We start from the raw sequence: 26,143 nt of genomic DNA on the forward strand, positions 1-26,143 counted from the left end.
TAATTAATTCATTTACACCCCTGTCTCGCACTCGCCACTGCCCCCACCCCTTTCATTAAACAGATTTACGACAGCTCTCACACTGTCCATTCCTCCCTCATAATCTGGATTGGCGTGAAGCTGAAGTTGGCTTGCATTATGATAGTAGTCAGTAGGATTTGTCACCACCCCTAAAATCTTCGCACCGGGAACAGGGGCCAGTGTTTCCAGTGAATGGATCTGTTTGGTTATGGGAAATAATCTGTATATGTTGTCATTCCTTAAATAACCGTCATTGCAGTCCAGTTTGTCATTAACAAAGTCCGAAGAGGAGCGATTTCGAACAGTGCCGCCAAACAGCCTGAGATCGATCAGAAATATATTCATTCCGTTTATGCCCAACAGGCTGGCAGCGTAATAACAAACGTAAGACTGGATCGTTGCCCCGCCGCAGAACTGAGGACTGTTGATCTTCTGGTTCAGGTTCCACATCCCCCCACCGTACCACTCATAATATTTTGGGCAGAAACCTTTGCTGAAGGCATCCTGAACGCTGCTGTCGTCTACCCGAAAAGTAAAACCATTAAACCGGAGGTCACCTCTGTGCCCTCTTGTAAAATAGGAGCCTTTTATTGAGGATGTATTTTGAAAATGCAAGGCGTTGGTCAGGAGAAACGTATTGTCCTCACTAAAGATTTGTCTTCTTTGCTGCCATCTTTTAAGCATGACTCATTATCCTCATTGACACTCTTCCCACCGTGAACGATGGGATTTTCTGTTGATAGAGTCTGTATTTCAGGCTCGATTAGTGTTTATGGGGTTCACTTTAAAGGGCTGAGAGAACCAGTATAGAGCAGGCTTTGTCCCTGTCGAATCACCCCGATTCGGAAATCCCCAGATCACTTAAATAGACGACATTATTATGTTGTTTCATCGGCTGAAGTGATCTCTGCCGACTTGTGTATCAATAAAGAGAATTAAGGAACTCTATGAACGGTTCAATAAGTGTGCTTTCCAGATTATTGGAAGGTCGATGGTTGAGTGGCATTTTACTGGCGCTCATTTTGTTGTCGGGATTTGCCCTGCCTGTAAAAGCTGAGCCACTTCAGGCGCCTGTACCGGCTCCGGTAAAAACTGAAGTGATCGTCAACTCTTCCGGGGCGCATTGGTCAAATGTTTCCATTAAGGTAACCAATAGTCTCTCAAAAGCTATTGACGTCAGAAATGTCCAGGTGGACTTTTCTGCGCCTGCTGCGGTCAACAGTGTTTGGGGAAGCTTTCCCTCTGTCAGTTATCCCGGACAGATTAAAGTCAACTCCCCGGGTCAGGATGGTGAGTTATTCAGAACATCGGTGGTGCTCACCTTTGCCTCTGATAGCTGGATCAATACCAGCCTGAAGCCAGGTTCTGATTTCACTCTGCAGTTTGGTTTGCCTTTACTGGCTACCAGTCATTCAGTAAGCAATATCAACCTAAATTCAGCGGTTAACCCCTGAGCTAAACTCTAACCCTCAACAATATTGAGGGCTCGAAGATGGTTCGACCACCAAAACCCACTCCCCCAAAGGGTGAGTTGTCTGAAATGGAAAAAGATCCCTTATCCGTCAAACTCGAAGTCGATTCTTTCGACGGTAAAATTCATGTCGAGTGGGAGCCTGAAGCATCGGTCACCCCAATGGGACAGCTTCCTTTTTTTATACAGTTTTTAAAAACAGGTCACCGATTTGAACCCTGGATTAACGATTGCCCACTAACTTATAAAAGCCCAAACGCCCCTCAAAAAGTGGATGTGATTGGCTCATTAATGCTTTCCATTCTTTCAGGACATAAACGCTATGCGCATATCGGAACAATTATTGGTGATAAAGTAAACGCTCAGTTGCTCGGGATGAAAAAAATTGTCAGCGATGATTCTGCCAGGCGTGGTTTAAAGAAGATTGACGAAGATGAAGGCGTTGAATGGATGCAAAAACACCTCCATCTCTGTTTTGATCCGTTATTAACCATTCCATGGATTATGGATGTTGATGTTACCGTGAAAACCATTTATGGGCATCAGGAAGGAGCGGTTAATGGCTATAACCCAATGGCACTGACTTAAGACTTAATCCCTTGGCATGAAAGGCTTGCCCAAGAACAAATCATCTATAAATAGATGAAGTTAACAGAGCCCTCGAGCAAGCCATGAACAAGTCTAGCCCAGAATATCTAAAACTCGCTGACCAATGTCTGAAGCAGTTTGCACAAACATCTGAAGACGCCTTGGCTTCTCTACTCTCCACAGAGATCCTGAATGCCTTTGAGAAAAAATCGACCTCCAGAGTTAGAGATTATCCAGCCCTGAAAACCCTTACTCTTTTTATGCGTCAGGTGTCCAATGAAGACAAGTCCTGCAGAAAGGTTCTTGTACAGGAGTCACTTGAACAAGCAGCAAATGACGAAGTGTCCGACAAAACCAAGAATGACGCCTACTGCAAAGCACGTAAACGGTTGCCGGAAGATCAGGTAAAGTCATTGTTTCAGATTTCAGGAAAACGACTGGATGAAGAAAGCCCGGAATCATGGTTGTGGCACGGTCGGCGGGTTGTTATTGCCGATGGAACCACTGCTAATATGCCTGACACGACTGAAAACCAACAGCTCTATCCCCAGTCAAAATCCCAAAAAAAAGAAGTAGGGTTCCCTACTGTCAGGATGCTTGCCTTTATCACGCTGGGAAGTGGAGCTCTCATTGAGACAGCCATGGGAGCTTGTGAGGGAAAAGGCAGTGGAGAGCAATCTCTGATGATACAAATGATCCCGAACTTGAATGCTGACGACATTGTGCTTGGCGATGCCATTTTCGAGACGTATTTCATCCTGGCACTTTTGCTTATAGCAGGTGTTGACGGTGTTTTTGAAAAAAATGGTGCGCGTAAAATCGACTTCAGAAAATCCTTCATGAAACTGGGAAAAAAAGATGCTTTATTCAGATTGGAGCGTCCTCCAAAACCACCCTGGATGAGCAGAGAGTTTTACGATCAGTGGACACCGGATCACCTGATTATCCGTGCCATTAAAACGAAGAATCGTATCATCGTTACCACATTGATTGATGCAGAAGCATATCCACGCTCTGACATTAGCGCACTGTACACCAAACGCTGGAATATTGAGTTGGACTTCAGAACCATCAAAACAATTATGAATATGGAGATGTTGCGCTGTAAGACTCCAGCGATGGTGCGTAAAGAAATTTATGTTCATTTTCTGGTTTACAATTTGATACGGGCATTAATGGCGCGAGTGGCCAAAGCCACAGAGCAAGTTCCGAGGGATGTGAGCTTCAAGGCAGCAAAACAGACGCTAAATGGGGCTCGGGTTTTACTGTTATTCTGTCCAAATTGCACTCTCAACCAGGTTCAAGCTCAAATGATAGTTATCATTGGAGAACATAAAGTTGGAGACCGACCGGGACGATCAGAACCAAGAGCTGTAAAGAGGCGACCAAAGGCATTTAAAAAGCTCCAGCACTCTAGGGCTAAAGCTCGTCAACTCAATAAGTACAAGGGGTGAGAGCTTAAGTCAGTGCCATTGCCCTATGCACTGAAACACTTGGTACTACTGAGGAAAAAGTGTCCACAGTATTGTTGATCTTTTTGCTACAGGCTCCTAGGCTTCTCATTTTCAGTAATTATCAAACGTTTGAGGGTGCTGTTAATGCGTGATTCCTGTTTTTATTTTTATAATAATTAAAAGTAAGACGAAGAGTTACATAAAGACATGCCGATAAGAATGCCACAAATATATACCCTGCAGACGACTTTTCGCATTGAAGGTATTTGTCAGAAGTGCTTTTCCTACACAAATCAAGGTCAAAAAAACTGTTGCAATTCTTCTTCTTGCAAGCCCATGTATCCTTAGTGCAAAAATCTTTTGTATAGCCCAAATTAAAATTGCAAACAGCCCATGGAGAACAAGTTAGAGCATAAACAGTATATTCGAGTTTCTCAGGGGCAATATGGCCGATGGTGCAGTCGGAATGATTACAGAACTTCATGCAAGTGCTGTGGTCGTAACGAATACAACGACCATCTGTTGATAAAATGCAAATGGGTAAACCATTATGAAAAGCAGGAGCGCCGGATACAGGGGAAGGTAAAGCAGAAAGGTTTTCTATTCTTGGGTGTTCTCCAGCATACATCGACAATGGCATTGATTGAAAAATTACTTGTTTGTCAGTGATAAGCTGCGGATACCAGACATTAACGACTGATTCGTCCAGGACAAATAGTGGGAAAGAGTTAGTTGGTAGCTCGGCTTCTAACTCAATGCCGGGCTCTAATTTGAGATAATGAATACCCTTTTTTGGCTTATCAGAAGCCAGGGTAAATGTAAGTGAATCTCCGATTTCTCTCATGAGTTTCAGGTTATCTGGCTTTTCTGAGTTCTTAATTCGCTCCGCACACTCTGTACTGGTGACAGCGAGATCACCACTCTGAAGATAAGCCATGCAAGACCATTCTTTGTCATCATTAAAACCAGTGATAAGTACCAGTCTTTTTTTGATGTGATCTGTATATGAAGTAGCGGCTGAGTAGCTGTTATAGGAAGAAAGTACCAAGAAAATAAACCAGAGCAGACATTTTTTCAGGTTATTTGAATTATCGTACATGTTTTTAACTTCCAATTTGTAAAAAGTTTGCGGCTCTGTTTTCAGGTTTTTAGTTGGCGCCTTAAGAGACGTAAGTACGCGGTAGTATTTAAAAAATACCAACAACTGAGGGACTGAGGGAGTCGACTTACAGTAAGTACTTTTATACGTTCCAACAATATTTTTGAACAAAGCCAGATTATGGGCTGGCTTTTTACTGAGAGCCTTCAATTGTTGGCACCGTAAAGCGCATTTCAGTTAAGCGCATAAAAGTAGCACACAGAGCTTATGACTGCTCAGTCGCGGCTTTCCTTTTTTACGACACCCCCTCTTTGGCCGGGTGAGCAGTCACCCATTAGAAGTAGAAGCCTGACATAGACCAAAGACGGTGTTTGGCATCCAACAGGCTATGCACCGGGGTTATTAGCTGTCGCATCTTTGGCAGTCTTCATTCCTTCCGGGTGCTTGAGGTTGAGTAACACCGTTTTCCAGAAGATCAATAACATCGGCGGCGACTTCACCTGTAAAGCGGATGCACTGCTCTTTGTGTTCTTTTGAACCAAACTCCATTTTTTTGATGAGTTTACGACAACAGGTTGAGCAGTTTCTTCGTTGAAAACGGTCGTGAAGTTCGGCGGATAGGGGAAACATCTCTTCCGGCATCAACTGGCCGCCTTTTTCTCTACCGTGCCTGAGACCCAAAGCCATTACGCCACCGGATAGCGCTCCGCACAGGCAGCCAGCCATACCGATTCCAACCGCGAAGCCTGACGCCATCTTTACCATTTTGCTATCTGCGGGTTGCCCGAGATAATCGTTCACTGTTGTGAAAACGGCTTCAGAGCAGAAAAACTTTCCATCCCGATACAATTTTTCTGCTCTGATTCTGGTTTGCTCACTGACTTCAGAATAGCTTCGATACTGTTCAGCCCGACGGTTTTCAGCAGCCTGTTCTTTAGGGGGCAGGTGACTGTTAGGCTGGTGTCGCTTGGGAATAGGCATGACTAACCCTCCACAGGTTATGTAATCTTGCGCTACGTTGAATCAGTAGCGATGGGTGATTGGGATTGGGTCGCTATTCTGGCTGTGGCAGGTGATACGAACACTGACCTGTATCATTACTTGTGGGTTTGTCGGGGTGCAAATCCCATTGTGCGTACGGTTTTTCAGCACTTCCTCCCCGTACTATTCTGGTATGTACAAAAGGAGGGTAATGGATCTTTTAGGCAACCCTCCGGAGCCAAACGATAAGCTGATGAAAGCAGCAAAAGCTATGTGACCTCATACCTCATAAATGTATGGGTTCATAAACTGCCTGCCCCAAAATAACCTGCGATCAACCGGTGAAAGTTGAGCTTCATCGCAGACCAGCTGCCAGTGTTGCTCAATGCCTTCTTGCAGTTGTTCAGTAATCTTTGTCGCTTCCATTCGTGAGAGCAGGAAAACGGCGGCGGCCTCAACACAGCAGGCCAGCTGGCTCTTTCTCTGGTTACCAGAGATCAGCATGGCCTGGCTGGCAATATTGCCTGCCCTTCCCTGAGGGGCAAATGTCGTATGCCGGTGTCAGGGTGAGCATTTTCCCATCCCAGAATGCGGCATGGTTACGGGCATGGTCGTCTGTATTGCCACAAAGGATATTGAACACCAGTCGTGAAAACAGTTCCTTCAGTGTTTCCGTTGACCGGGCAAAACGCAGACGAATCAAGTCAGCCAGGGTTTCGTAACTGGCATAGCGGGCGAACATTTCATCCAGCCCAAACAGGGTGAGTGCTGAAACGACCGGTTTTCGGGTCCAGCCTTTTAGTGTTCTTTGCCTGTCAAACCGCTCAACCAGTAATACATCTTTGCCCGCAGCGGATTTAACCTAAATTCAGCGGTTAACCCCTGAGCTAAACTCTAACCCTCAACAATATTGAGGGCTCGAAGATGGTTCGACCACCAAAACCCACTCCCGCAAAGGGTGAGTTGTCTGAAATGGAAAAAGATCCCTTATCCGTCAAACTCGAAGTCGATTCTTTCGACGGTAAAATCCATGTCGAGTGGGAGCCTGAAGCATCGGTCACCCCAATGGGACAGCTTCCTTTTTTTATACAGTTTTTAAAAACAGGTCACCGATTTGAACCCTGGATTAACGATTGCCCACTAACTTATAAAAGCCCAAACGCCCCTCAAAAAGTGGATGTGATTGGCTCATTAATGCTTTCCATTCTTTCAGGACATAAACGCTATGCGCATATCGGAACAATTATTGGTGATAAAGTAAACGCTCAGTTGCTCGGGATGAAAAAAATTGTCAGCGATGATTCTGCCAGGCGTGGTTTAAAGAAGATTGACGAAGATGAAGGCGTTGAATGGATGCAAAAACACCTCCATCTCTGTTTTGATCCGTTATTAACCATTCCATGGATTATGGATGTTGATGTTACCGTGAAAACCATTTATGGGCATCAGGAAGGAGCGGTTAATGGCTATAACCCAATGGCACTGACTTAAGACTTAATCCCTTGGCATGAAAGGCTTGCCCAAGAACAAATCATCTATAAATAGATGAAGTTAACAGAGCCCTCGAGCAAGCCATGAACAAGTCTAGCCCAGAATATCTAAAACTCGCTGACCAATGTCTGAAGCAGTTTGCACAAACATCTGAAGACGCCTTGGCTTCTCTACTCTCCACAGAGATCCTGAATGCCTTTGAGAAAAAATCGACCTCCAGAGTTAGAGATTATCCAGCCCTGAAAACCCTTACTCTTTTTATGCGTCAGGTGTCCAATGAAGACAAGTCCTGCAGAAAGGTTCTTGTACAGGAGTCACTTGAACAAGCAGCAAATGACGAAGTGTCCGACAAAACCAAGAATGACGCCTACTGCAAAGCACGTAAACGGTTGCCGGAAGATCAGGTAAAGTCATTGTTTCAGATTTCAGGAAAACGACTGGATGAAGAAAGCCCGGAATCATGGTTGTGGCACGGTCGGCGGGTTGTTATTGCCGATGGAACCACTGCTAATATGCCTGACACGACTGAAAACCAACAGCTCTATCCCCAGTCAAAATCCCAAAAAAAAGAAGTAGGGTTCCCTACTGTCAGGATGCTTGCCTTTATCACGCTGGGAAGTGGAGCTCTCATTGAGACAGCCATGGGAGCTTGTGAGGGAAAAGGCAGTGGAGAGCAATCTCTGATGATACAAATGATCCCGAACTTGAATGCTGACGACATTGTGCTTGGCGATGCCATTTTCGAGACGTATTTCATCCTGGCACTTTTGCTTATAGCAGGTGTTGACGGTGTTTTTGAAAAAAATGGTGCGCGTAAAATCGACTTCAGAAAATCCTTCATGAAACTGGGAAAAAAAGATGCTTTATTCAGATTGGAGCGTCCTCCAAAACCACCCTGGATGAGCAGAGAGTTTTACGATCAGTGGACACCGGATCACCTGATTATCCGTGCCATTAAAACGAAGAATCGTATCATCGTTACCACATTGATTGATGCAGAAGCATATCCACGCTCTGACATTAGCGCACTGTACACCAAACGCTGGAATATTGAGTTGGACTTCAGAACCATCAAAACAATTATGAATATGGAGATGTTGCGCTGTAAGACTCCAGCGATGGTGCGTAAAGAAATTTATGTTCATTTTCTGGTTTACAATTTGATACGGGCATTAATGGCGCGAGTGGCCAAAGCCACAGAGCAAGTTCCGAGGGATGTGAGCTTCAAGGCAGCAAAACAGACGCTAAATGGGGCTCGGGTTTTACTGTTATTCTGTCCAAATTGCACTCTCAACCAGGTTCAAGCTCAAATGATAGTTATCATTGGAGAACATAAAGTTGGAGACCGACCGGGACGATCAGAACCAAGAGCTGTAAAGAGGCGACCAAAGGCATTTAAAAAGCTCCAGCACTCTAGGGCTAAAGCTCGTCAACTCAATAAGTACAAGGGGTGAGAGCTTAAGTCAGTGCCATTGGTGCATAGGGTACTTTTTAGCAGGTCTGGGAAACCCCATGCTTGCAATTAAATCCTAGCCCTTGTGGCGCAAGCCTTGGTGCATCAATGCCGAGCCCTCAAAAAACTGTCCACAGTATTGATCAAGAGAAGCTTCGAAAACCAGCCATATATCTTGAATGCCTCTTTACGAAATTCGCTGACGTATAGAAGAGTTTCACAAGGCTTGGAAAACGGGCGCAGGCGTTAAGCGCCAGCGTATGCAAAGTGCTGATAACCTTGAGCGAATGGCAGGTGCTCTGGCTAAAATTGGAAAGCAAGAAGCTACCTGAGAAGCCGCCACCGCTGATCTGGTTGTTTCAAACCATTGCCAAGCTGGGTAGCTGGTGCGATTCCAAGCATACAGGTCACCCCGGTTGGCTGGCTGTCTGGAAGGGGTGGGCAAAATTACAGCTCAGCGTTGAAGGCTGGCGCATAGCGCGCCAGTTCTGGGGTGTAAAGATGTGTGAGCAAAAAATAAAGTTGTAAAATTTTCCTAAGCTTCGTAGAAGCTGGAACCTAACAGGGGTAAAAATAAAGTTTTAAAACACCAGCCAGAAAACATCAGCCCACAGGTCAGGCCTAATATCGCAATTCTCAGTCAGCGAGAGATAATCCTTTTCCCTGTGACTGCTCCCCACCCTATCGGGTGAGGCTTCTGATTTCTTAGGCAGCAACCGACAGTATGCCGGATTTACGCAAGCCTCCATCAGCAGAAACGGACAGTCCTTCCGCCTTTAATTTCAATATGCCTTGCTTCTTGATATTGCGAGCTGCATTAATATCCCGGTCATGGATAGCACCACAGCTACACTCCCATGATCGGATTCTCAATGGCATTTTTTCCTGTTTCAAATCGCAGACTGAGCAAGTTTTAGAGGATGCAAACCACTGGTCTATCTTCACCAGATGTTTACCTTCCTGCTTTGCCTTGTATTCGAGTTTGGTTATCAGTGAGTGCCAGCCAGCATCAGCAATAGAACGTGCAAGACGCTTGTTCTTGAGCATGTTTTTAACTTTCAGTGTCTCCACAATTACCGCTTGGTTTTCGTCGATGAGTTGTTTTGATAGCTTATGCTGAAAATCATTACGGGCAAAGGCTACACGCTCATGCGCCTTTGCCACCAATAAACGGGCTTTGTGCCTACCTTTTGAGCCTTTCTTGCAGCGAGATAGAGCCTGTTGTTTTCTTTTCAGGTTACGTTGTGCTTTTTTCAGAAAGCGAGGATTGCCAGTCTTATGGCCGGTACTGGTGATAGCCAGATCAGTAATCCCCATATCAACACCGACAACCTGATTAGCTTCAAGATTATCAATCTGTTTTGGTTGTTCCTGGGTATCATCAGCCAATATGGAGGCAAAATACTTGCCGGTTAGCGTTCTGCTCAGGGTGATAGACTTCACCTTACCCACTATTTCACGATGCACTTTAGCCTTTATGGGCTTGCACTTGGGGATTTTTATCCAGTTATCGCCCACAGAGACAGACGTACAATGGTAGCTACTTTGCTTGCCATGCTTTTTCTTGAAGCGAGGAAATCTTGCCTGCAATTTGGGATTGAAAAAGTTTTGAAAGGCCGTATCCAGATTGATAGTGGCCTGTTGCAGTGCAATAGAGTCAGCGTTTTTCAGCCATGAGTACTTTCGGCTTTTCTTGGCTTTTGCCAGCAAGGGCTTCAGGTGTTTTTTGGGAGAAAGGCTCTGCCCACGAACCTTGTAATAATGAACCTTAATAGCCAGGGCCTTGTTCCATACGAACCGCACAGCATCAAACTGACGGTCCAGAAATTCCGCCTGCTCTGATGTTGGATAGATTCGTACTTTGGTGGCTCTCAGCATGGAATGTTATTTCAGTGCTCATTAATATAAGCTCTATATTACAGGTATTTGAAAGAGGTTTTCAAGTGAGCACACACAATAAAGATTTGCTTAAAGGGTATCTTCGCAAACGACATAGCGTTACCAAGCTGGTTGTTCATTTGGTGTTCACGACAAAGTACAGGCGAAAGCTTTTTGATGGCTATATGATCAAGCAGTTACGGGAGTCGTTCGAGAGTGCATGTGAAAAACTGGAATGCCAGTTACTTGAAATGGATGGCGAAAAAGATCACGTACACCTGTTGGTGGCCTACCCACCAAAACTGGCTATCAGTGTCATGGTAAATAATCTCAAATCAACATCATCAAGACGGTTGCGAATGCTGAATACCCACCTTACTGCTCAGAGCAAAGCAGGCTTAATGTGGTCAAGGTCTTACTTTGCTTGCAGTGCTGGCGGTGCAACTATCGAGACTCTGAAGGACTACGTTAATAGCCAGAGTACACCAGATTGATGGCGGAAGGCTCTGCGCCTTCCCGTCTTATATCCCCGCCCGCATTGGGCGAGGGTTTACGACGATTTTGCTAAAAAAGTGATTCCCCAAAAATAAAAAAAGGGCGCGATTTTGGCACCCTTTACTACGCCGAGAGATTAGTTCGACGTAGGATATTTGGCAACTATCTCTAGCTGCCTGTGTAGCTACAATGAGAAGTCTAGGGCTATGTAGCAAAAAGATCAACAGAAGCTTCGAAAACCAGCCATATATCTTGAATGCCTCTGCCAAACTACTTCAGACAGTAACTGTTATCGACTTTAAGCAGAATCAATAAAAAATTTTGCTATATAAAATAAATTTATATAGCTTTTTATACGCACCCTAACGAAAGAAAACCGCTACCACATCAACCTTTTGTAAGCATCTACTGCTAGGAGCCTGTCGGACTGGCACCCACAGGCTTCACGTCGAGATTTTTTGACCTCACTGGCCTCAGGGGCTCTTATCTGCCTTCAAAGGTCAGTCATTTGTTGTCAGCACTGCGTCATAACCAGTATCCCGCTCCCACGTGTAGTTGATACCTGCATCCTTGGTAATTTGGAAAGTGGCCAGGTGGTTAAGAGGAAACTGTTCTTGAATATCAACGACAATGTTCGACCATTCGAGGAGGTAAAAATATTGTTTTTCGAGCTTTGAGAGGAAATGGTGGGGACTGAGGCCAGTTTTCCAGCCTGGCGCTCGTGTGGTAAGACCGATGGAATTAATTTCGTGTGCCCGAATCCAGGGAAGGTAACTTTTTCCTGAACCCTGTCCACGACCTTGGGACTGTAACGCCTCAATCTCTTCCTGATTGAAGCAATATTTCCGCTTCACCATATCAGAGGCTCCGGTGTATGGCCTGAGATAAACCATACACCTGCCTCTTTTCGTTTTAAAACTATTTTTTATGTTTTAAAACTTTATTTTGAGTTTTAGAACTTTATTTTTTGCTCACAAAGATGTGATAAAGAGATAGCTGAAATTATTCCACCGTAACACTCTTAGCCAGGTTACGAGGCTGGTCAACATCTGTACCCTTGATGATGGCCACGAAGTAAGACAACAGCTGCAAAGGAATGGTATACAAAATCGGCGCAACGATCTCCGGCACCTGGTCCACAGGCAGAACCTTCATGCCTTCGGCTTCATTCACCCTGGAGTCACGGTCTGCAAATACATACAGCTGACCGCCACGGGCGCGAACCTCTTCCATATTGGATTTCAGTTTTTCCAGCAGGTCGTTGTTTGGCGCTACCACGATGACCGGCATATCGTCGTCTATCAGAGCCAGCGGGCCGTGCTTGAGTTCACCGGCGGCGTAGGCTTCAGCATGAATGTAGGAAATTTCCTTTAGCTTCAGCGCACCTTCCATGGCAATCGGGTACTGGGTGCCACGCCCCAGGAACAGACTGTGATGTTTGTGCGCAAAGTCTTCCGCCATCGCCTCAATATCGTCACTCAGTGTCAGAGTATCTTTGATGTGATGTGGCAATTCCCGCAGCGCCTTAACAATCTCGGCTTCTTGCGCTTCCGTCATACCGGTGTGGCGACCCACCGCAGTCACCAGCATCAGCAAGGCGGTCAACTGAGTGGTAAATGCTTTGGTCGACGCTACGCCAATCTCTGCCCCTGCACGGGTCATCAGTGCCATATCCGATTCACGCACCATAGACGACCCCGGTACGTTACAGATGCTCAGGGACGCCATGTAACCCTGTTCTTTAGCCAGCTGCAAGGCAGCCAGGGTGTCAGCGGTTTCGCCAGACTGGGAAATGGTGACGAACAGGCAGTTGTCCGGCACAAAGAACTTTCTGTAACGGAACTCGGAAGCAATTTCTACACGACACGGGATGCCTGCCAGCTCCTCGAACCAGTAACGGGCGACCATAGCACCGTGATAACTGGTGCCACAGGCAACAATTTGTACGGCTTTGGTTTTGCTGAGAATATCCAGACCTTCTTTACCCAGGTTGTCCAGATTAAGCTTCTGTTCACCCAGACGACCTTCCAGTGTATTGGCAATGGCATCTGGCTGTTCGTGAATCTCTTTCAGCATGTAGTGGCGGTACTGGCCTTTATCACCGGCATCGTGCTCAATGTCACTTTCTTTGGCGGCACGTTGAACCGCGTTCCCCTTGTCATCAAAAACAGAAATGCTGGTGCGGGTGATTTCAGCGACATCGCCTTCTTCCAGAAACATAAAGCGACGGGTGACCGGGAATAACGCCAGCTGGTCAGAAGCGATAAAGTTTTCACCCAGACCCAGGCCAATCACCAGTGGGCTGCCAGAACGGGCAACGATCAGGCGCTCAGTATCGGCACGATCCATCACCACCATGCCGTAAGCACCTTCCAGCTTCTCTACCGCTTTCTGAACGGCTTCCAGCAAGGTAGAGGAAGATTTCTGCTTAAGGTTGACCAGGTGGGCAATCACTTCGGTATCAGTGTCTGAAGTGAAGACATAACCTTCACCCTTCAGGAAGGTTCGCAACGCTTCATGGTTTTCAATAATGCCGTTATGAACCACAGCAATATCTTCACCGGAGACATGAGGGTGAGCGTTGCGCTCATTCGGCTCACCGTGGGTTGCCCAGCGAGTATGGGCAATACCTGTACCGCCAGGAGCGGGCGTTTCAGCGATAGCGTCAGCCAGTTCCGCCACCTTACCGGTACGACGGACACGTTGTAGTTCACCCTGAGCGTCAACAATAGCAACGCCTGCGGAGTCATAGCCCCGGTACTCCAGACGACGAAGTCCTTCTAAAAGGATAGGGGCCACATCCCTTTGCGCTACAGCGCCAACAATTCCGCACATAAATTTTTACCTTGAATATCTGTCGTTTATACTTTTTTTACCGGACGTTCCCAGCCATCAACATTTCGCTGCCGGGCTCGTCCCACAGCCAGCTGATTATCCTCAACCGTTTTTGTGATCACGGACCCGGCACCGGTGGTTGCACCCTTGCCAACAGCGACCGGTGCGACCAGGGAACTGTTTGTACCGATAAAAGCATCGTCACCGATAACGGTCTGATGCTTGTTTGCACCATCGTAATTACAGGTCACTACACCAGCACCGACGTTTACACCGGAACCAATTTCAGCATCACCCACATAGCTGAGGTGGTTCACTTTGCTGCCTGCGCCAACGTTGGCTTTTTTAATTTCTACAAAGTTGCCCACTCTGGCTTTTTCCGCCAGATTGGCACCCGGACGCAGTCGTGCAAAAGGACCTACTTCACAGCCTGCGGCAACCACCGCATTTTCAAGAATAGAGTGAGCCTTGATAACCGCACCTTCACCCACTTTGGAGTTACGAATAATGCAGCCGGGCTCGATAGTGACGTTGTCTGCCAGTTCCACGTCGCCTTCCAGCACCACGTTAATATCAAGGAAAATATCGTGTCCGGTTTTGATGTTGCCACGAATATCCAGGCGGGCAGGGTCAACAATAGTGACACCGGATGTCATCAGGCTGATGGCCTGCTCTTTTTGCAGAGCCCGTTCCAGTTCAGTCAGCTGAACGCGGCTGTTTACCCCTTCAACTTCCGTTGCTTTCTGAGGCTGAACATGGACAACCGGAGTATCTTCCTCAACCGCTTTGGCAACCACATCGGTCAGGTAATATTCCTTCTGGGCATTGTTGTTATCCAGCCCCATTACCCAGTCACCCAGCTTTTTGCCGGGAATGGCCATGATGCCGGTGTTGACTTCGTTGATGGCCAGCTGCTCTGGCGTTGAATCCTTATCTTCAACAATGGCCTGCACACTGCCAAAGCCATCCCGAACAATACGACCATAGCCTGATGGGTTAGGCAGGTTAATGGTCAGCAGTCCCAGACGCTCACCGTTGCTGGCGGCAAGCAGCGATTCAAGGGTGGAAGCATTAATGAGGGGAACATCACCATAAAGCACCAGAACCACATCAGCGTCTTTGCACCCCGGAACGGTCTGCTGCACCGCATGCCCCGTCCCCAGCTGTTCGGTCTGTTCAACCCAGTTCAGGTCATAATGCCCCAGAGCCTCTTTTACCTTTTCAGCCCCGTGACCAATGACCACATGAATCTCGCCTTTGCCAATCCTTTTTTGAGTTTTTTGTGCGCTCAGAATAACGTGTTCAAGCATCGGCTTGCCTGCTATCGGGTGCAACACTTTTGGCAGGCTGGATTTCATGCGGCTGCCCTGTCCGGCAGCAAGAATGACAATATCGGCTCTCATGGGTGGTACCTTGCAATGCGTTTTTGCACTCCGCTGCTTCTATATGTCGCCTGTATCACTAAAAACAGTAGCCTGACGAAACCATAGGGCTTCATCACAACTATTTACCTGAAAACCAGTTACCCGGCAAAACTGAGGGAAAGCAAATGATCTGTCAGAAACAGTTTGTTAAAAGCAGCGTGAGTCGTAATTCGGTATTATCAGAAATATTTGTCATTTTATTTTGTGACACTTCCTGACCGTAACTTTTTTAGCTTATCCTATAGCAACTTAAATACAACCGTGTTTGTCATTAAAAAATTGACAATTATGAAACTTGAAATACTGGAACAACTGGGGCTGAGCGCCCGTGAAGTCAGCATTTACCTGGCTCTGTTAAAAATGGGTATGGCCTCTATACGGGATATTGCTGACGAAGCGGGTATTAACCGTGGCACGACCTATGAAACGCTAAAGGGTCTGACAGGCAGGGGCATTGTCAGCTATTTCCCCAAAGGAAAGCGACGGATTTTCTGCGCGGAGCCGCCGGAAAGGCTGCTGGAACTGGCAGAGGAAAAGCGACAATCTCTTGAGCAGGGCATTGAAGAGATGAAACATTCCCTGATTCCACAGCTGAACCACCTTAAGCCTGATTTTAATCCGGGCAATGTTCGCTTTTACGAAGGTGACGCTGGTATTGAGTTGGTGCTGAAGGACATTCTTAATACAGTCGAACAGCAGGAAGGCAAACAGTATTCGGTGTTTTCGTCCAAACCCATTCGTCAGCATCTGTACCGGCCATTCCCAAACTACACCCAGCAGCGCATTCGCAAACAAATCAATGTGCGGGTGATCGCCATCGGAGAGGGTGGGGAAGATGCCAGACTGTCTGAACGCAAGTGGATTGACGCCAAAGGAAAGATAGATGCCAGCTATATTGCCATCTACCCGCCAAAAGTCGCCATGATTTCACTGGCCTCCCGGAACTATCCTGTTGCCGTAGTGATTGACTCCTGCGAAATCGCCAGCACCCAGCAAATCATCTTTGATACGCTGTGGAATACTCTGTAAACCTGTCTACTATTCGATTTATAATGAATGGCCTTTGGTAATATCAGAAAAAGGCCTGAAATTTGAGTAGGCCCTGGACTGTATTTTTTTTATACTGCGCTTATCTAATATCCTGCGAAACCTGCCGATTAAGTCACGACCAAATCGCTTTTTTCGCTCCCACCTATTCACTAAATTACGAGCATCGGTAACTTTCTTTTCGTGAATAAGATGCCAGACAAGGGCATCAGCAAGATTAAGATTACCAGGCCAGATACTCAGCAAACCTTTCATATATTTTTCAGCAGCCCATGTCATCTCAGATTGCTCAAAAATATAAACTGTCCACCACCAGAAGTGCTCAAGATTAGTGATATATTGATGTTTTTCTTGCAACTTCCTAAGCTCATCATCAATCATTTGCTCAATCTGTTCTGGGAAATACGCACTCGCATCAATCACGTTCTTTATAAATGTTATATGTCGTCTGAATGTCAACTGCTGCCGTGCATCGTCTCCGCTACTATCAACCAGGTTTCGCAAAAATTCTAAAATTTCCGGTAGCAATAACTTGAGTGACAAATGCCGCAGCATGGTATTGATGTAATTGACAAACTCACCAAGCGTCTGAGGCCCTTCGCTGATGGTTATTTGATGGCTTGGGCGAGCTTCATTCCTGATTACAACGTTCTCTGCGTAATACTCTTCGTCATAACGGAACTTCACTCTACGTTTTTTGTCTGCCGGACTCTGAATAGCAGAATTTATTCCGGAAAACAGGTCATGATTACTGCTTTCTGAGCCGGATTGCTTCTGCTTTTGAGCAAGCTGCCTGAAAATCTCTGAATCAATGACGACATTTGAATACTCCATCAGTTGCCGTATAAAATCCCTGGCATTTGAATCGCTAACCAGAACATTGGTTTTCAGCTTTTTTATGTGCGGATTACCAAGTTCATCAATCTCCACAATAATGAAAACAAGAACGCCCTCTTCATTAACACTGAGCCACAGCTCTGGTTTAGAAAATAACTCGACTGCTGAACAATGACTCAAATCGGAATACTGCCGGCAAGAAGGAACCGTACTTAAATCTAACCTTCGCTCCTGAAACGGAGCTAAAACATCATTCCCGTTATAGACCGGAGGCTCACTGCTCTGTGGGTAGATTCTATTTTTATCAGATAGCCACGGCAACAGGGTATTGATGGCAGGCATTAAAGCCATGGCGTAAATCGCCGGGCTTTTGACTTCAGCAACCTCTGTGGAAGAGGTTGAAGATCTGGCAAATCCCGAAGCAACAAGACAGGCCACTGAAATATGGCACGCTAATGATTTTTTGTTAAACATCGCATTTTTGCTGAAAGTTATAATCACAGGCGGTGAAATGGCTCCCCCACAGCTAAAGCAGGGTGCTTCTGACTTCACAGGCTACAGCCAGTCTATAGCGACTGGACTTACACAGAAGCCTCCATCAGCAGAACCGGCTTGCCCATCCGGTTTAATATTAAATTCCGGGCTTTGTAATGTTGGCCATCACTTGGTTTTCGATAACGTCCAACTAAAGCAGGCATCAAGATAGAGCAGGTAAATAGCTATGTCAAAAACCCAACCGGAACGCTCTACGCATTCCCGCCTTATATCCCCTCACTCAAAGTAAGGGACTTACGGCGAAAACGCTAAAGCATAGTCCAGTTATTCTGCTCCTGAATGGTCAAAGCCATACCGTTAATTTTTTTAAACAAAACTCCCCCTGAATACCGACAATGCAAAATAAGAGAACGCAGATTCAGAACTTGCGAAGATCGTTAATATTCAAACAAGAACTGACCACAATGATTCAGATAGAATCACTCAGCTTGCTGACCGTTTCGCACTATACAGCTTCGTTGAATCGTCTATTCTTTAGTCCGATTAATCGGAAATCAACCATGCCTATTCATTTACAAACTCTATAAATTTGCACGACCAATTTTGACCACAACCAGCATCTGTCGTCCATACTGACAATGCCTCCCGTGGCTGACACACAATCTACATCACTCGACACACCGAGAACGGGCACCCCATGAAACTGCTGCGTAACGCTACTATCGCTCTGGCAACAATGACCGCTGCTGCCACCGCCAGCGCTGACTACCTGTACGGCTTTGGTAATGTCAGCATCAGCTATCTGGACTGGAGCAGCAAGACCGAAAAGAATACTGAAAAGAAAGACTTTGTAACTATTCAGCACCCAGCAAAGGTTGATCGCTGTAATTCTTCATCGCAATAAGCAAGGCTTCAAAAACGTTATGTCCCTGCTTTCTCGCCGATGAGACATAACTTCGGATGCGGCTATACCATTCCGCCCCTTTCTTACTTCGGATACATCCCGATATTTTCTGTTTTACCTTACCATTCCGGATGTCTCGCTCACTGCCATTGTTGTCGAAGGGTATTCTGAAGTCAGTCATGAACCTCAAGGTTGCTTCCTTGAATTTCACCAGTCGCTTGAACAGGTTAAAGGCTTTCGTATTTCTCACTTTGTCGTCGCCCCGCCGTTGCCGTAGGCGTTCCATATATTCGGCTTCCTCGGCCTGAGCCCTTTTCGCAGTCCGCTCGAACAGTGAACTAATCCGTTGGCGAATCGTCTCTGGCATCGCCTCCATGCCAATTTTTTTGAAACCGTTGCTGAGATGCCAAGCCAGCCTTAGCATCCGCTGAAGGCGTACAGCCAGATGGTTGCAATCCCGGTCAACAACACCCTGTAACTCCCTCAGGTGATGAGCGTTGCACAGCACATGAAGAGCGGCATAGCGGAAGTAAGCCTTGTAATGGTCATGAACCAGTATTCCGGCAAAAGTCAGCAAAACGCCCATTGACTCAATGGCAGAGTGGCCTTTACTGGGATCAAGGTGATACAGCGTCCATTTTTCACTACGCAGAACGTGCATCCACCATAGCGAACCAGCCACCCGCATGCCTGTCTCATCGGCACCAGCAATGGGTGCGTTCTTAAGAGCATCGACAATTACCTGCTCGGTGCTGGCCAGTTGATCATAGGCATTTTCCTGGAACATACAAATGGAAACCGGACTGACTTCCAGCCCGTAAATATCCAGGAAAAACTGGGAAGCGCGTTTGTATGGCACCAACTGGTACTGGCAGAGATACACCGCCAGCGCCTGGGTAGCAGGTCCATACTGAACATGGGAGTCAACGCCTTCCGGGAAGCTGCCGAGGGTTACATGACCGCATTCACACTTTTTGACTTCCGCTACATGAGCCGTGACTTCAAAGTGACCAAAACGACCAGGTTCAAATACCTGCCTTTCGATTAGCTTGACGATTTTAGAAGAACGTAATGAACGATGGCAGTTCTCGCAGTCTATAACCGGATGGTATTGGGTGCGCCCAGGGTCTTCGACCTGCCTAAGCGTAGAGCCTTTATGACCTCTTTGACCACCGGGCTTGCGACCAGATTTCTCTCGTAAGCTTTTGGGGTTGGGCTTTTCGCCTTTAGGATCACTGTCCGGGTCTGGCGTCGTACCAGATGAGTCTTTTTTCTTGGCGGAAGGCTTGGCATAACCATCCGTAGAAGGAGGCTTGCTACTGTTCCTGCTGTTGGTGTTAAGCCTGTCGCTTAACTCCTTGTTCTCTGCTTCCAGTTTTGAAACCTGCTCACTCAAACAAGTAATCTGCTCCTGTTGCTCATTCACAGCAGTAAGGAGAGCGACGATAATCTGGAATTCGGGAGCAGGTTGACTCATGACGTGCAGATGCCTGAAAACTGTCTTTCAAAATGGCACAAAATCACAAAAATTCCAGTCTATCGTTTGGGGGCTGAATAGTTACAAGACTTTACCTACCTGGAAGCTGAGGGTGGCGCCGGTTTTACCTGGGGTGAGGTGTATGGTTTTATCGATATAGAAAACCCTACTAAAAGTAATGACCGAGTGATCGGTACACGCCCTAATGGCACCAAAATTATCAACGGCCGACGTGTAGCTATAAAAGGTAATACCCGCATCAAGCTGGGTGACTCTGGCTTTAACCTGTTTGGTCAGATCTACGATCTGAACACCAGCGGCTTTAATGAGCAAAACCGTTTCGTTGGCTTCGGCTATAACTTTACCAGTGACAACTACTTCTTCAAACCCGTTCTTGCCCTGCACAATGCAGAAACCACCTATTTCAGCGGTAACAATGGTTACATGCTGGGCTGGGTAGCCGGTTATAACTTTAAAGCCATGGGCGAAGACTTCATGGTCACCAACTGGCACGAGTATGAGTTCGATCGCAACTCCAAGTATCTGCAAAAGAATGGTAAAGCCAGAAAAACAGGTCATAACGGCGCTGTTGCCCTGTGGTGGAACGCAACCAACCACATCACGGCAGGTCTGCAATACCGCTACGCTGATGACAAGCTGGGAAGTGCCACTTATCAGGACGGTGTCATCTATACTCTGAAGTACAACTTCTGATCGATGTGTATTGATTGAAAAAATGCTCCCACTTCGGGAGCATTTTTTTTACTTTTAAAATAGGGCTGAGCCGATATGCAGTTGCAACAACCTAACAACCCCCTTCACGGAATTACCCTGAAAAAATTGTCACCGACCTTCAGTTACACTTTGGCTGGAAACGCCTCGGGCAAATGATCAATATCAGGTGTTTTACCCACGAGCCTTCGGTTAAATCCAGCCTCAAGTTTCTTCGCCGCACCCCGTGGGTGCGAGAAAAAGTCGAAAAGCTTTATATAGAAACATTTGCGGCTGATTAATCATTCAATCGCTTTTCATTACCCCAGGGATGAGGGTATAAAACAACGCCTCAAGCCTTACTTCCTGACGATGTCCCCCGCCTGCGGCTCAAAATTAATCCGCTTCAACGGTGCATGTTTCTGAATGTATTCCTTCAGCACCACGGCATCGGTATAGCCGGTATTGATGAACGTCGGGTTGGTATCAATTTCAGGCCATTTATCACCACCACTGGCTGAGAATTCATTGAGCGACAGTCGATAGATTTTGTCTTTCTGCACCGGCTTGCCATTGATTTCCAGCCGGGTCAGTTTATTGCCACCCGAGATGGTCAGACGAACATTGTTACTGAAATGGGCGAAGCCACCATTACCCGGCTCAATACTGGCAATGTCTTCTATAAAATGCTTCAGCTCTGCGCCATTCATCTCCACGAAGCAGACCATATTGCCAAATGGCTGAACACTTAAAATATCCTTTTCAGTAATATTGCCCGCAGACAGGCCGGTTCGGATGCCTCCGCCGTTTACAACGCCCAGGTCTGCTTTTGTTTTCTCCATTTGCGCTCTGGCAATTAACACCCCCATAGCAGCAGGGCGGTTACGGACAACTCCACGCGCTCCGGGCATGGCTTTATCCAGTGACCCCACTTTTCTCAGCAACAATTTTGATGCTTTATCCTGATAAACCCTCAGCACTTTTAAGACATCGGGATCTTCCGGAATCTCCGGCTCAATGTTGACCCACTCACTTTTGCCATCCACCAGCACCTGCTTTTTCAGGTTCACAGGAATCAACCGATAGTTGACCATTTTTAATACACCACCACGGTTACCTTTCCCATCAAAGTTATCAACATAGTAGTACTCGAAGTCAGCTCGCCCTACGTATTTACCCCATTCCCATGCCTGTAAGATATAAGTGCTGTTCTTGATATCTGGCTTTTCCAGTTTGTTCTGGGAATGCCCACCCACAATAATGTCGATGCCATCGACGTCTTTTGCCAGAGTCACATCGCCAGGCGCATTGGAGCCATATCGTGCATTAAGGTAATGACCAATATGCGTGAGGGCAATCACAACATCAGCCTTTTCTTCATGTTTCAACTTGGGTACCCAGCCTTTTGCCGTAGCCACTGCTTCGGTGAAATAGATATCTTTCACGTTGTCCTGCATAACCAGAGATTCGGTATCTTCAGTGGTCAGCCCCAGAATGGCGACCCGAACCCCTCTCAGGTTTTTCATAATGTAGGGCTTGAACAAAAGCTTATCGTCGTTTTTATAGAAAATATTGGCAGCCAGAAAAGGAAAGTCAGCCCAGCGTTCCTGTTCCAGTAGGACATCCAGGGGGTTATCAAACTCATGGTTGCCCAACGCCATAGCGTCGTAGCCGATCATATTCATGCCAATAAAATCAGGCTTCGCCTGTTGAATATCAGACTCCGGCACACCGGTATTCACATCACCCGCAGATAGAACCAGTACCTTTCCTCCTTCGTTTTCAACTTCCCTGCGAATACCGTCAATCAAGGTCTTGCGGGCTGCCATCCCCATTTCACCATGACGGTTGCGCCAGAACTTTCCATGGTTATCGTTGGTATGGAGAACGGTAAATTGTATCGACTTCAGTTTTTCTGATGTCGGGGCAGATCGATCGAACGCACAGCCGATAAGCAGTAATGCAATACCCGTCAAAAATAGAGGCATAAGGCGTTGTCTGAGCATGGTTCTTACTCCTGTGTTGACGACCGGCGGATAATACCCTCCGATACCCTGATACTGAACGAGAAAACGACACTGCTTTTATAAGTCTTTGTTATTGATTAATTTATTTTCATACTAAAAACTCTTTACACAGACTTTTCTCAGCACCTTCCTTCCCCCGACACTCTCTTTGGAACCGCAGTGATATATTCCACCCTGTACTAAAACTAAAGTGGTAAAGACAAACCATGCCCATTCTTCGTCGACTTTCACTGATTACAGCTCTGTTTTCCATGTCAGCCCTGCTGGCAGGATGCTCGTCCGCTGTAGAAAACAGTCGCTATGAGGAAGGCAAAAACCATAAACTGACCGTGTTGCATACAAACGACAACAGCGGTCAGTTCTGGCGTAACGACAAGGGGGAGTGGGGCATGGCTGCCCGTAAAACACTCATAGACTCCATTCGTGAAGAGGTCGAAAGCAAAGGCGGACATGTTCTTGTGCTCTCTGGCGGTAACATCAACAAAGGTGTGCCGGAACCTGACCTGCAAAGCGGCATTCCTGATATTCTGGGCATGAATTTGATGGATTACGATGCCATGGTCGTTGGCTGTCAGGAATTTGATATTCCGCCCAACACTCTCAAAAGGCAGCAGGAACTTGCCGATTTTCCCATGCTGGCAGCTAATGTCTTTGACTCAGAAACCGGGCAGCCTCAATTTGACTCGTTTAAAACATTTCATTTCGACGGGTTCACTGTCTCCGTCGTCGGCATAACAACGCCTGACACCCTGAGAAACGGTCACCCGGAAAATACCATAGGCATTGATTTCAGAGACCCGGTGCGGACGGGCAGGTCTGTTGCCAGAATGCTGCGTGATGACGCTGATATGCTGATTGCCCTAACCCATCTTGGGCATTTTGAAACCAATAATGGATGCCTCAGTTCACCGGGCGATATCACTCTTGCTAATAAAGTAAAAGGCTATGACCTGATTGTTGGCGGACATTCACAAGACACCCTTTTCCAGCCCGTCCGGCAGAACGGCACCTGGATTGTTCAGGCTGGCAGCCGGGGGCAATATGTTGGCAGGGCTGATTTTGAGCTGAACAATGGCCTGTTATCGATGACTGACTATCAGCTGATTCCAGTCAATCATGAAGGTGACGAGAAAGTTGTGCCCGAAGATCCGGAAATGCTGGAACTGTTAGCTCCCTACAAACTTGATCGAAATGCTGGCGTATTAAAGGAGCCAGCATTTCGATCAATCAGCTCACCCAATGAATCAGTGGCTGATTACCGCACAACAGAATCCAGTGCGATTTCAATCATTTCATTAAACGACAACTGACGATCTTCCGGAGAGAGAGCTTCGCCACGGCGAATATGGTCACTGGTTGTGCAGATCGCCAGACCTTTGGCACCGTATTCAGCGCAGACGCCATAAAGACCAGCCGCTTCCATCTCTACCCCCAGAATGCCGTGTCGCTCCATCACATCGAACATGTCTTTCTCGGGACTGTAGAACAGGTCGGCAGAGTACAGGTTACCCACCTTCACCGACAGGTTCTTTTCACGAGCGGTATTGACGGCGTTTTCCAACAGGCCGTAGTCGGCGATAGCCGCAAAGTCATGATCATTGAAACGTATACGGTTAATTTTTGAATCGGTACAGGCACCCATGCCGATAACAATGTCACGCAGTTTGACGTCCTGAGAAATCGCGCCGCAGGAACCCACACGAATCAGCTTGTTTACACCGTATTCGGTAATCAGTTCCTTGTAATAGATGGATGCGGAAGGGATGCCCATACCGGACCCCATCACAGACACCTTGCGACCTTTATATTCACCGGTATAACCCAGCATATTACGAACTTCGTTAACCAGCTCAGCGCCTTCGAGGAAGGTTTCAGCAATGTATTTTGCGCGCAGAGGGTCGCCAGGCATCAGACAAACGTCTGCAAAGGCCCCTGGTTTGGCGTGAATATGAGGAGTCACTTTTTTCACCTCTAAAAGCATCAAATGAGAAAACTGGTGCCATATTCCATCGGCTCCAGTCCAAAATAACTGGCAAGGCTTTGCCCGATATCCGCAAAAGTGTCACGGCGTCCCAGGGAACCCGGCTTGATCTTACGACCAAACACCAACACAGGAATGTGCTCACGGGTATGGTCAGTGCCAGCCCAGGTGGGGTCACAACCATGATCCGCTGTGACAATTAACAGATCATCGTCTTCCATCTCTTTCAGCAGGCGAGGCAGCATGGCATCCAGCTGCTCAAGGGCTGCGGCATAACCAGCGACATCACGACGATGGCCAAACGACGAATCAAAATCAACAAAGTTAGTGAAGATCAGGGACTGGTCACCGGCTGATTCAAACGCCTGCATGGTGGTTTCAAACAAGCCGGCAATGCCGTTTGCTTTCAGCTTTTTGGTAATGCCCTGATGAGCGAAAATATCGGCAATTTTACCCACACTGACCACTTCACCACCTATCCCGGCCAGTTTATCGAGCAGGGTAGGCGAAGGCGGCAAAACGGAATAATCACGACGATTACCGGTGCGCTGGAAATCGCCAGCGTCATCACCGATAAAGGGACGGGCAATAACCCGGCCGATATTGTAAGGCTCCAGAATCTCTCTGACCAGCTCACAGAGTTTATAGAGGCGCTCCAGCCCGAAGGTTTCTTCATGACAGGCAATCTGGAACACACTGTCGGCCGATGTGTAGAAAATCGGCCTGCCGGTTTGCATGTGTTCTTCACCCAGTTGTTCCAGAATCACGGTACCCGACGAGTGACAATTACCCAGATAACCGGGAATGTCAGCCTTTGTCATGATCTCATTGAGCAGTTCCGCAGGAAAACTGTTTTCCTGATCCCTGAAGTATCCCCATTCATACAATACCGGAACCCCCATCATCTCCCAGTGACCACTGGGGGTGTCCTTGCCGCTGGACAGCTCTTTCGCATGTCCGTAAGCCCCGACAATGTTGACATCGGTGTTCATGCCAACAGGAAATTCACCGGCTGATTCTCTGGCGGCATGCACCAGCCCCAGGCTGGACAGTACAGGTAACTCTAAAGGCCCCTGGCGACCAATATCAGCCTTACCTTCAGCGCAGGCTTTGGCGATATGCCCGATGGTGTTAGCCCCTTTATCTCCGAATTTGTCTGCATCCTCTGTGGCACCTACACCAAAAGAATCCATGACCAGAACAATAGCTCGTTTCATCTGTGACACCTGAAGCATCTGTTCATAATGGTTCATTATTACCCAGATTAGTGCTGTTCGTCGCAGTAATTCATGACCAAAAAACTCCCAGCACACCACCCTACAGCTAACAGCCAAAAGCCAAAAGCCAAAAGCCAAAAGCGTTACATACCCCAAAAGAGCAGACAGCGACGTTGTTCTTTATTTACTGTGAAACCAACCGATTACTGGTTATAACCTTACAGGTTATCTGCCTGTTACGGGCATCACGGTTAAGG

At 46.9% G+C, this 26,143-nt stretch carries 24 protein-coding genes and 2 pseudogenes; 12 read left to right on the forward strand and 14 right to left on the reverse strand.

Annotated elements, in window-relative coordinates:
* Positions 1–12: 12 nt before the first annotated feature.
* On the reverse strand, positions 13–705 hold the full coding sequence (locus NX720_RS09695) for a hypothetical protein (RefSeq protein ID WP_262600918.1): 693 nt from the start codon (positions 703–705) through the stop codon (positions 13–15).
* Between the two features lie 263 nt (positions 706–968).
* Between NX720_RS09695 and NX720_RS09700 the strand changes: the two genes are divergently transcribed.
* From NX720_RS09700 to NX720_RS09710, 3 genes are all read left to right on the forward strand, one after another.
* Positions 969–1,475, forward strand: a complete 507-nt coding sequence (locus NX720_RS09700; protein ID WP_262600919.1) for a hypothetical protein — start codon at positions 969–971, stop codon at positions 1,473–1,475.
* Positions 1,476–1,513: 38 nt separating this feature from the next.
* A complete protein-coding gene (locus tag NX720_RS09705) occupies positions 1,514–2,080 on the forward strand; it encodes a hypothetical protein (protein WP_262600920.1) in 567 nt (188 codons plus the stop codon).
* A gap of 83 nt (positions 2,081–2,163) precedes the next feature.
* Positions 2,164–3,534 carry an IS4 family transposase gene (locus NX720_RS09710; protein ID WP_262595824.1) on the forward strand — a complete coding sequence of 457 codons (1,371 nt, stop codon included), beginning with the start codon at positions 2,164–2,166 and terminating at the stop codon, positions 3,532–3,534.
* 121 nt (positions 3,535–3,655) lie between these two features.
* Here NX720_RS09710 and NX720_RS09715 read toward each other — a convergent pair whose 3' ends face one another.
* The 4 genes from NX720_RS09715 to NX720_RS09730 form a co-directional block, all read right to left on the reverse strand.
* A complete protein-coding gene (locus tag NX720_RS09715; protein WP_262600921.1) occupies positions 3,656–4,648 on the reverse strand; it encodes a hypothetical protein in 993 nt (330 codons plus the stop codon).
* Between the two features lie 387 nt (positions 4,649–5,035).
* On the reverse strand, positions 5,036–5,614 hold the full coding sequence (locus NX720_RS09720; RefSeq protein ID WP_262600922.1) for a C-GCAxxG-C-C family protein: 579 nt from the start codon (positions 5,612–5,614) through the stop codon (positions 5,036–5,038).
* Positions 5,615–5,893: 279 nt separating this feature from the next.
* Positions 5,894–6,118: a hypothetical protein gene (locus NX720_RS09725; RefSeq protein WP_262600923.1), complete on the reverse strand. Its 225-nt coding sequence runs from the start codon at positions 6,116–6,118 to the stop codon at positions 5,894–5,896.
* Positions 6,102–6,446, reverse strand: a complete 345-nt coding sequence (locus NX720_RS09730; RefSeq protein WP_262601560.1) for a HipA domain-containing protein — start codon at positions 6,444–6,446, stop codon at positions 6,102–6,104. The genes NX720_RS09725 and NX720_RS09730 overlap by 17 nt, the downstream gene beginning before the upstream one ends.
* 92 nt (positions 6,447–6,538) lie before the next feature.
* On the opposite strand from NX720_RS09730, the gene NX720_RS09735 reads away from it, so the two are divergent.
* The 3 genes and pseudogenes from NX720_RS09735 to NX720_RS09745 all read left to right on the forward strand — a co-directional run.
* Positions 6,539–7,105 carry a hypothetical protein gene (locus NX720_RS09735; RefSeq protein ID WP_262600924.1) on the forward strand — a complete coding sequence of 189 codons (567 nt, stop codon included), beginning with the start codon at positions 6,539–6,541 and terminating at the stop codon, positions 7,103–7,105.
* A gap of 83 nt (positions 7,106–7,188) precedes the next feature.
* Positions 7,189–8,559, forward strand: a complete 1,371-nt coding sequence (locus tag NX720_RS09740) for an IS4 family transposase (protein ID WP_262595824.1) — start codon at positions 7,189–7,191, stop codon at positions 8,557–8,559.
* Positions 8,560–8,789: 230 nt separating this feature from the next.
* Positions 8,790–9,086, forward strand: a pseudogene (locus NX720_RS09745) (IS4 family transposase); the annotation flags it as partial.
* A gap of 177 nt (positions 9,087–9,263) precedes the next feature.
* Here NX720_RS09745 and NX720_RS09750 read toward each other — a convergent pair.
* A complete protein-coding gene (locus NX720_RS09750; protein ID WP_262600925.1) occupies positions 9,264–10,436 on the reverse strand; it encodes an RNA-guided endonuclease InsQ/TnpB family protein in 1,173 nt (390 codons plus the stop codon).
* 65 nt (positions 10,437–10,501) lie between these two features.
* Between NX720_RS09750 and tnpA the strand changes: the two genes are divergently transcribed.
* Positions 10,502–10,930, forward strand: a complete 429-nt coding sequence (gene tnpA, locus NX720_RS09755; protein ID WP_262600926.1) for an IS200/IS605 family transposase — start codon at positions 10,502–10,504, stop codon at positions 10,928–10,930.
* A 501-nt stretch (positions 10,931–11,431) separates the two neighbouring features.
* Here the strand turns inward: tnpA and NX720_RS09760 are convergent.
* From NX720_RS09760 to glmU, 3 genes are all read right to left on the reverse strand, one after another.
* A complete protein-coding gene (locus NX720_RS09760) occupies positions 11,432–11,824 on the reverse strand; it encodes a PDDEXK family nuclease (RefSeq protein ID WP_262600927.1) in 393 nt (130 codons plus the stop codon).
* Between the two features lie 109 nt (positions 11,825–11,933).
* Complete coding sequence (gene glmS, locus NX720_RS09765; protein ID WP_262600928.1) at positions 11,934–13,766, reverse strand: glutamine--fructose-6-phosphate transaminase (isomerizing); 1,833 nt, start codon at positions 13,764–13,766, stop codon at positions 11,934–11,936.
* A gap of 26 nt (positions 13,767–13,792) precedes the next feature.
* Positions 13,793–15,169 carry a bifunctional UDP-N-acetylglucosamine diphosphorylase/glucosamine-1-phosphate N-acetyltransferase GlmU gene (gene glmU, locus NX720_RS09770; protein WP_262600929.1) on the reverse strand — a complete coding sequence of 459 codons (1,377 nt, stop codon included), beginning with the start codon at positions 15,167–15,169 and terminating at the stop codon, positions 13,793–13,795.
* Positions 15,170–15,478: 309 nt separating this feature from the next.
* Between glmU and NX720_RS09775 the strand changes: the two genes are divergently transcribed.
* Positions 15,479–16,219 (forward strand): TrmB family transcriptional regulator, encoded by a 741-nt coding sequence (locus NX720_RS09775; protein WP_262600930.1) that lies wholly within the window; start codon positions 15,479–15,481, stop codon positions 16,217–16,219.
* Positions 16,220–16,237: 18 nt separating this feature from the next.
* On the opposite strand, the gene NX720_RS09780 is transcribed toward NX720_RS09775, so the two are convergent.
* Entirely contained in the window at positions 16,238–17,548 is a 1,311-nt protein-coding gene (locus tag NX720_RS09780; RefSeq protein WP_262600931.1) for a hypothetical protein, read from the reverse strand.
* Positions 17,549–18,266: 718 nt separating this feature from the next.
* Between NX720_RS09780 and NX720_RS09785 the strand changes: the two genes are divergently transcribed.
* Positions 18,267–18,473, forward strand: coding sequence for a hypothetical protein (locus NX720_RS09785; protein ID WP_262600932.1), 207 nt, complete (start codon positions 18,267–18,269; stop codon positions 18,471–18,473).
* Here NX720_RS09785 and tnpC read toward each other — a convergent pair.
* Positions 18,424–19,950: an IS66 family transposase gene (gene tnpC / locus NX720_RS09790; RefSeq protein ID WP_262600933.1), complete on the reverse strand. Its 1,527-nt coding sequence runs from the start codon at positions 19,948–19,950 to the stop codon at positions 18,424–18,426. The genes NX720_RS09785 and tnpC overlap by 50 nt on opposite strands.
* Positions 19,951–20,046: 96 nt before the next feature.
* Here tnpC and NX720_RS09795 point away from each other — a divergent pair.
* Together NX720_RS09795 and NX720_RS27060 are read left to right on the forward strand one after the other, a co-directional pair.
* Positions 20,047–20,664, forward strand: a pseudogene (locus NX720_RS09795) (outer membrane protein OmpK); the annotation flags it as partial.
* 173 nt (positions 20,665–20,837) lie between these two features.
* A complete protein-coding gene (locus tag NX720_RS27060; protein ID WP_404831062.1) occupies positions 20,838–20,963 on the forward strand; it encodes a VF530 family DNA-binding protein in 126 nt (41 codons plus the stop codon).
* Positions 20,964–21,020: 57 nt separating this feature from the next.
* Here the strand turns inward: NX720_RS27060 and ushA are convergent, their stop codons facing one another.
* Positions 21,021–22,667, reverse strand: coding sequence for a bifunctional UDP-sugar hydrolase/5'-nucleotidase UshA (gene ushA, locus NX720_RS09805; RefSeq protein WP_262600934.1), 1,647 nt, complete (start codon positions 22,665–22,667; stop codon positions 21,021–21,023).
* Positions 22,668–22,894: 227 nt separating this feature from the next.
* Between ushA and NX720_RS09810 the strand changes: the two genes are divergently transcribed.
* Positions 22,895–23,998, forward strand: a complete 1,104-nt coding sequence (locus NX720_RS09810; protein ID WP_262600935.1) for a bifunctional UDP-sugar hydrolase/5'-nucleotidase — start codon at positions 22,895–22,897, stop codon at positions 23,996–23,998.
* On the opposite strand, the gene deoD is transcribed toward NX720_RS09810, so the two are convergent.
* Together deoD and NX720_RS09820 are read right to left on the reverse strand one after the other, a co-directional pair.
* On the reverse strand, positions 23,944–24,597 hold the full coding sequence (gene deoD / locus NX720_RS09815) for a purine-nucleoside phosphorylase (RefSeq protein ID WP_262601561.1): 654 nt from the start codon (positions 24,595–24,597) through the stop codon (positions 23,944–23,946). The two genes, NX720_RS09810 and deoD, sit on opposite strands and share 55 nt — an antisense overlap.
* A gap of 71 nt (positions 24,598–24,668) precedes the next feature.
* Positions 24,669–25,886, reverse strand: coding sequence for a phosphopentomutase (locus tag NX720_RS09820; RefSeq protein WP_262600936.1), 1,218 nt, complete (start codon positions 25,884–25,886; stop codon positions 24,669–24,671).
* Between the last annotated feature and the right edge of the window lie 257 nt (positions 25,887–26,143).

This window comes from Endozoicomonas euniceicola, from assembly GCF_025562755.1.
GTDB classification, from domain to species: Bacteria; Pseudomonadota; Gammaproteobacteria; order Pseudomonadales; family Endozoicomonadaceae; genus Endozoicomonas_A; species Endozoicomonas_A euniceicola.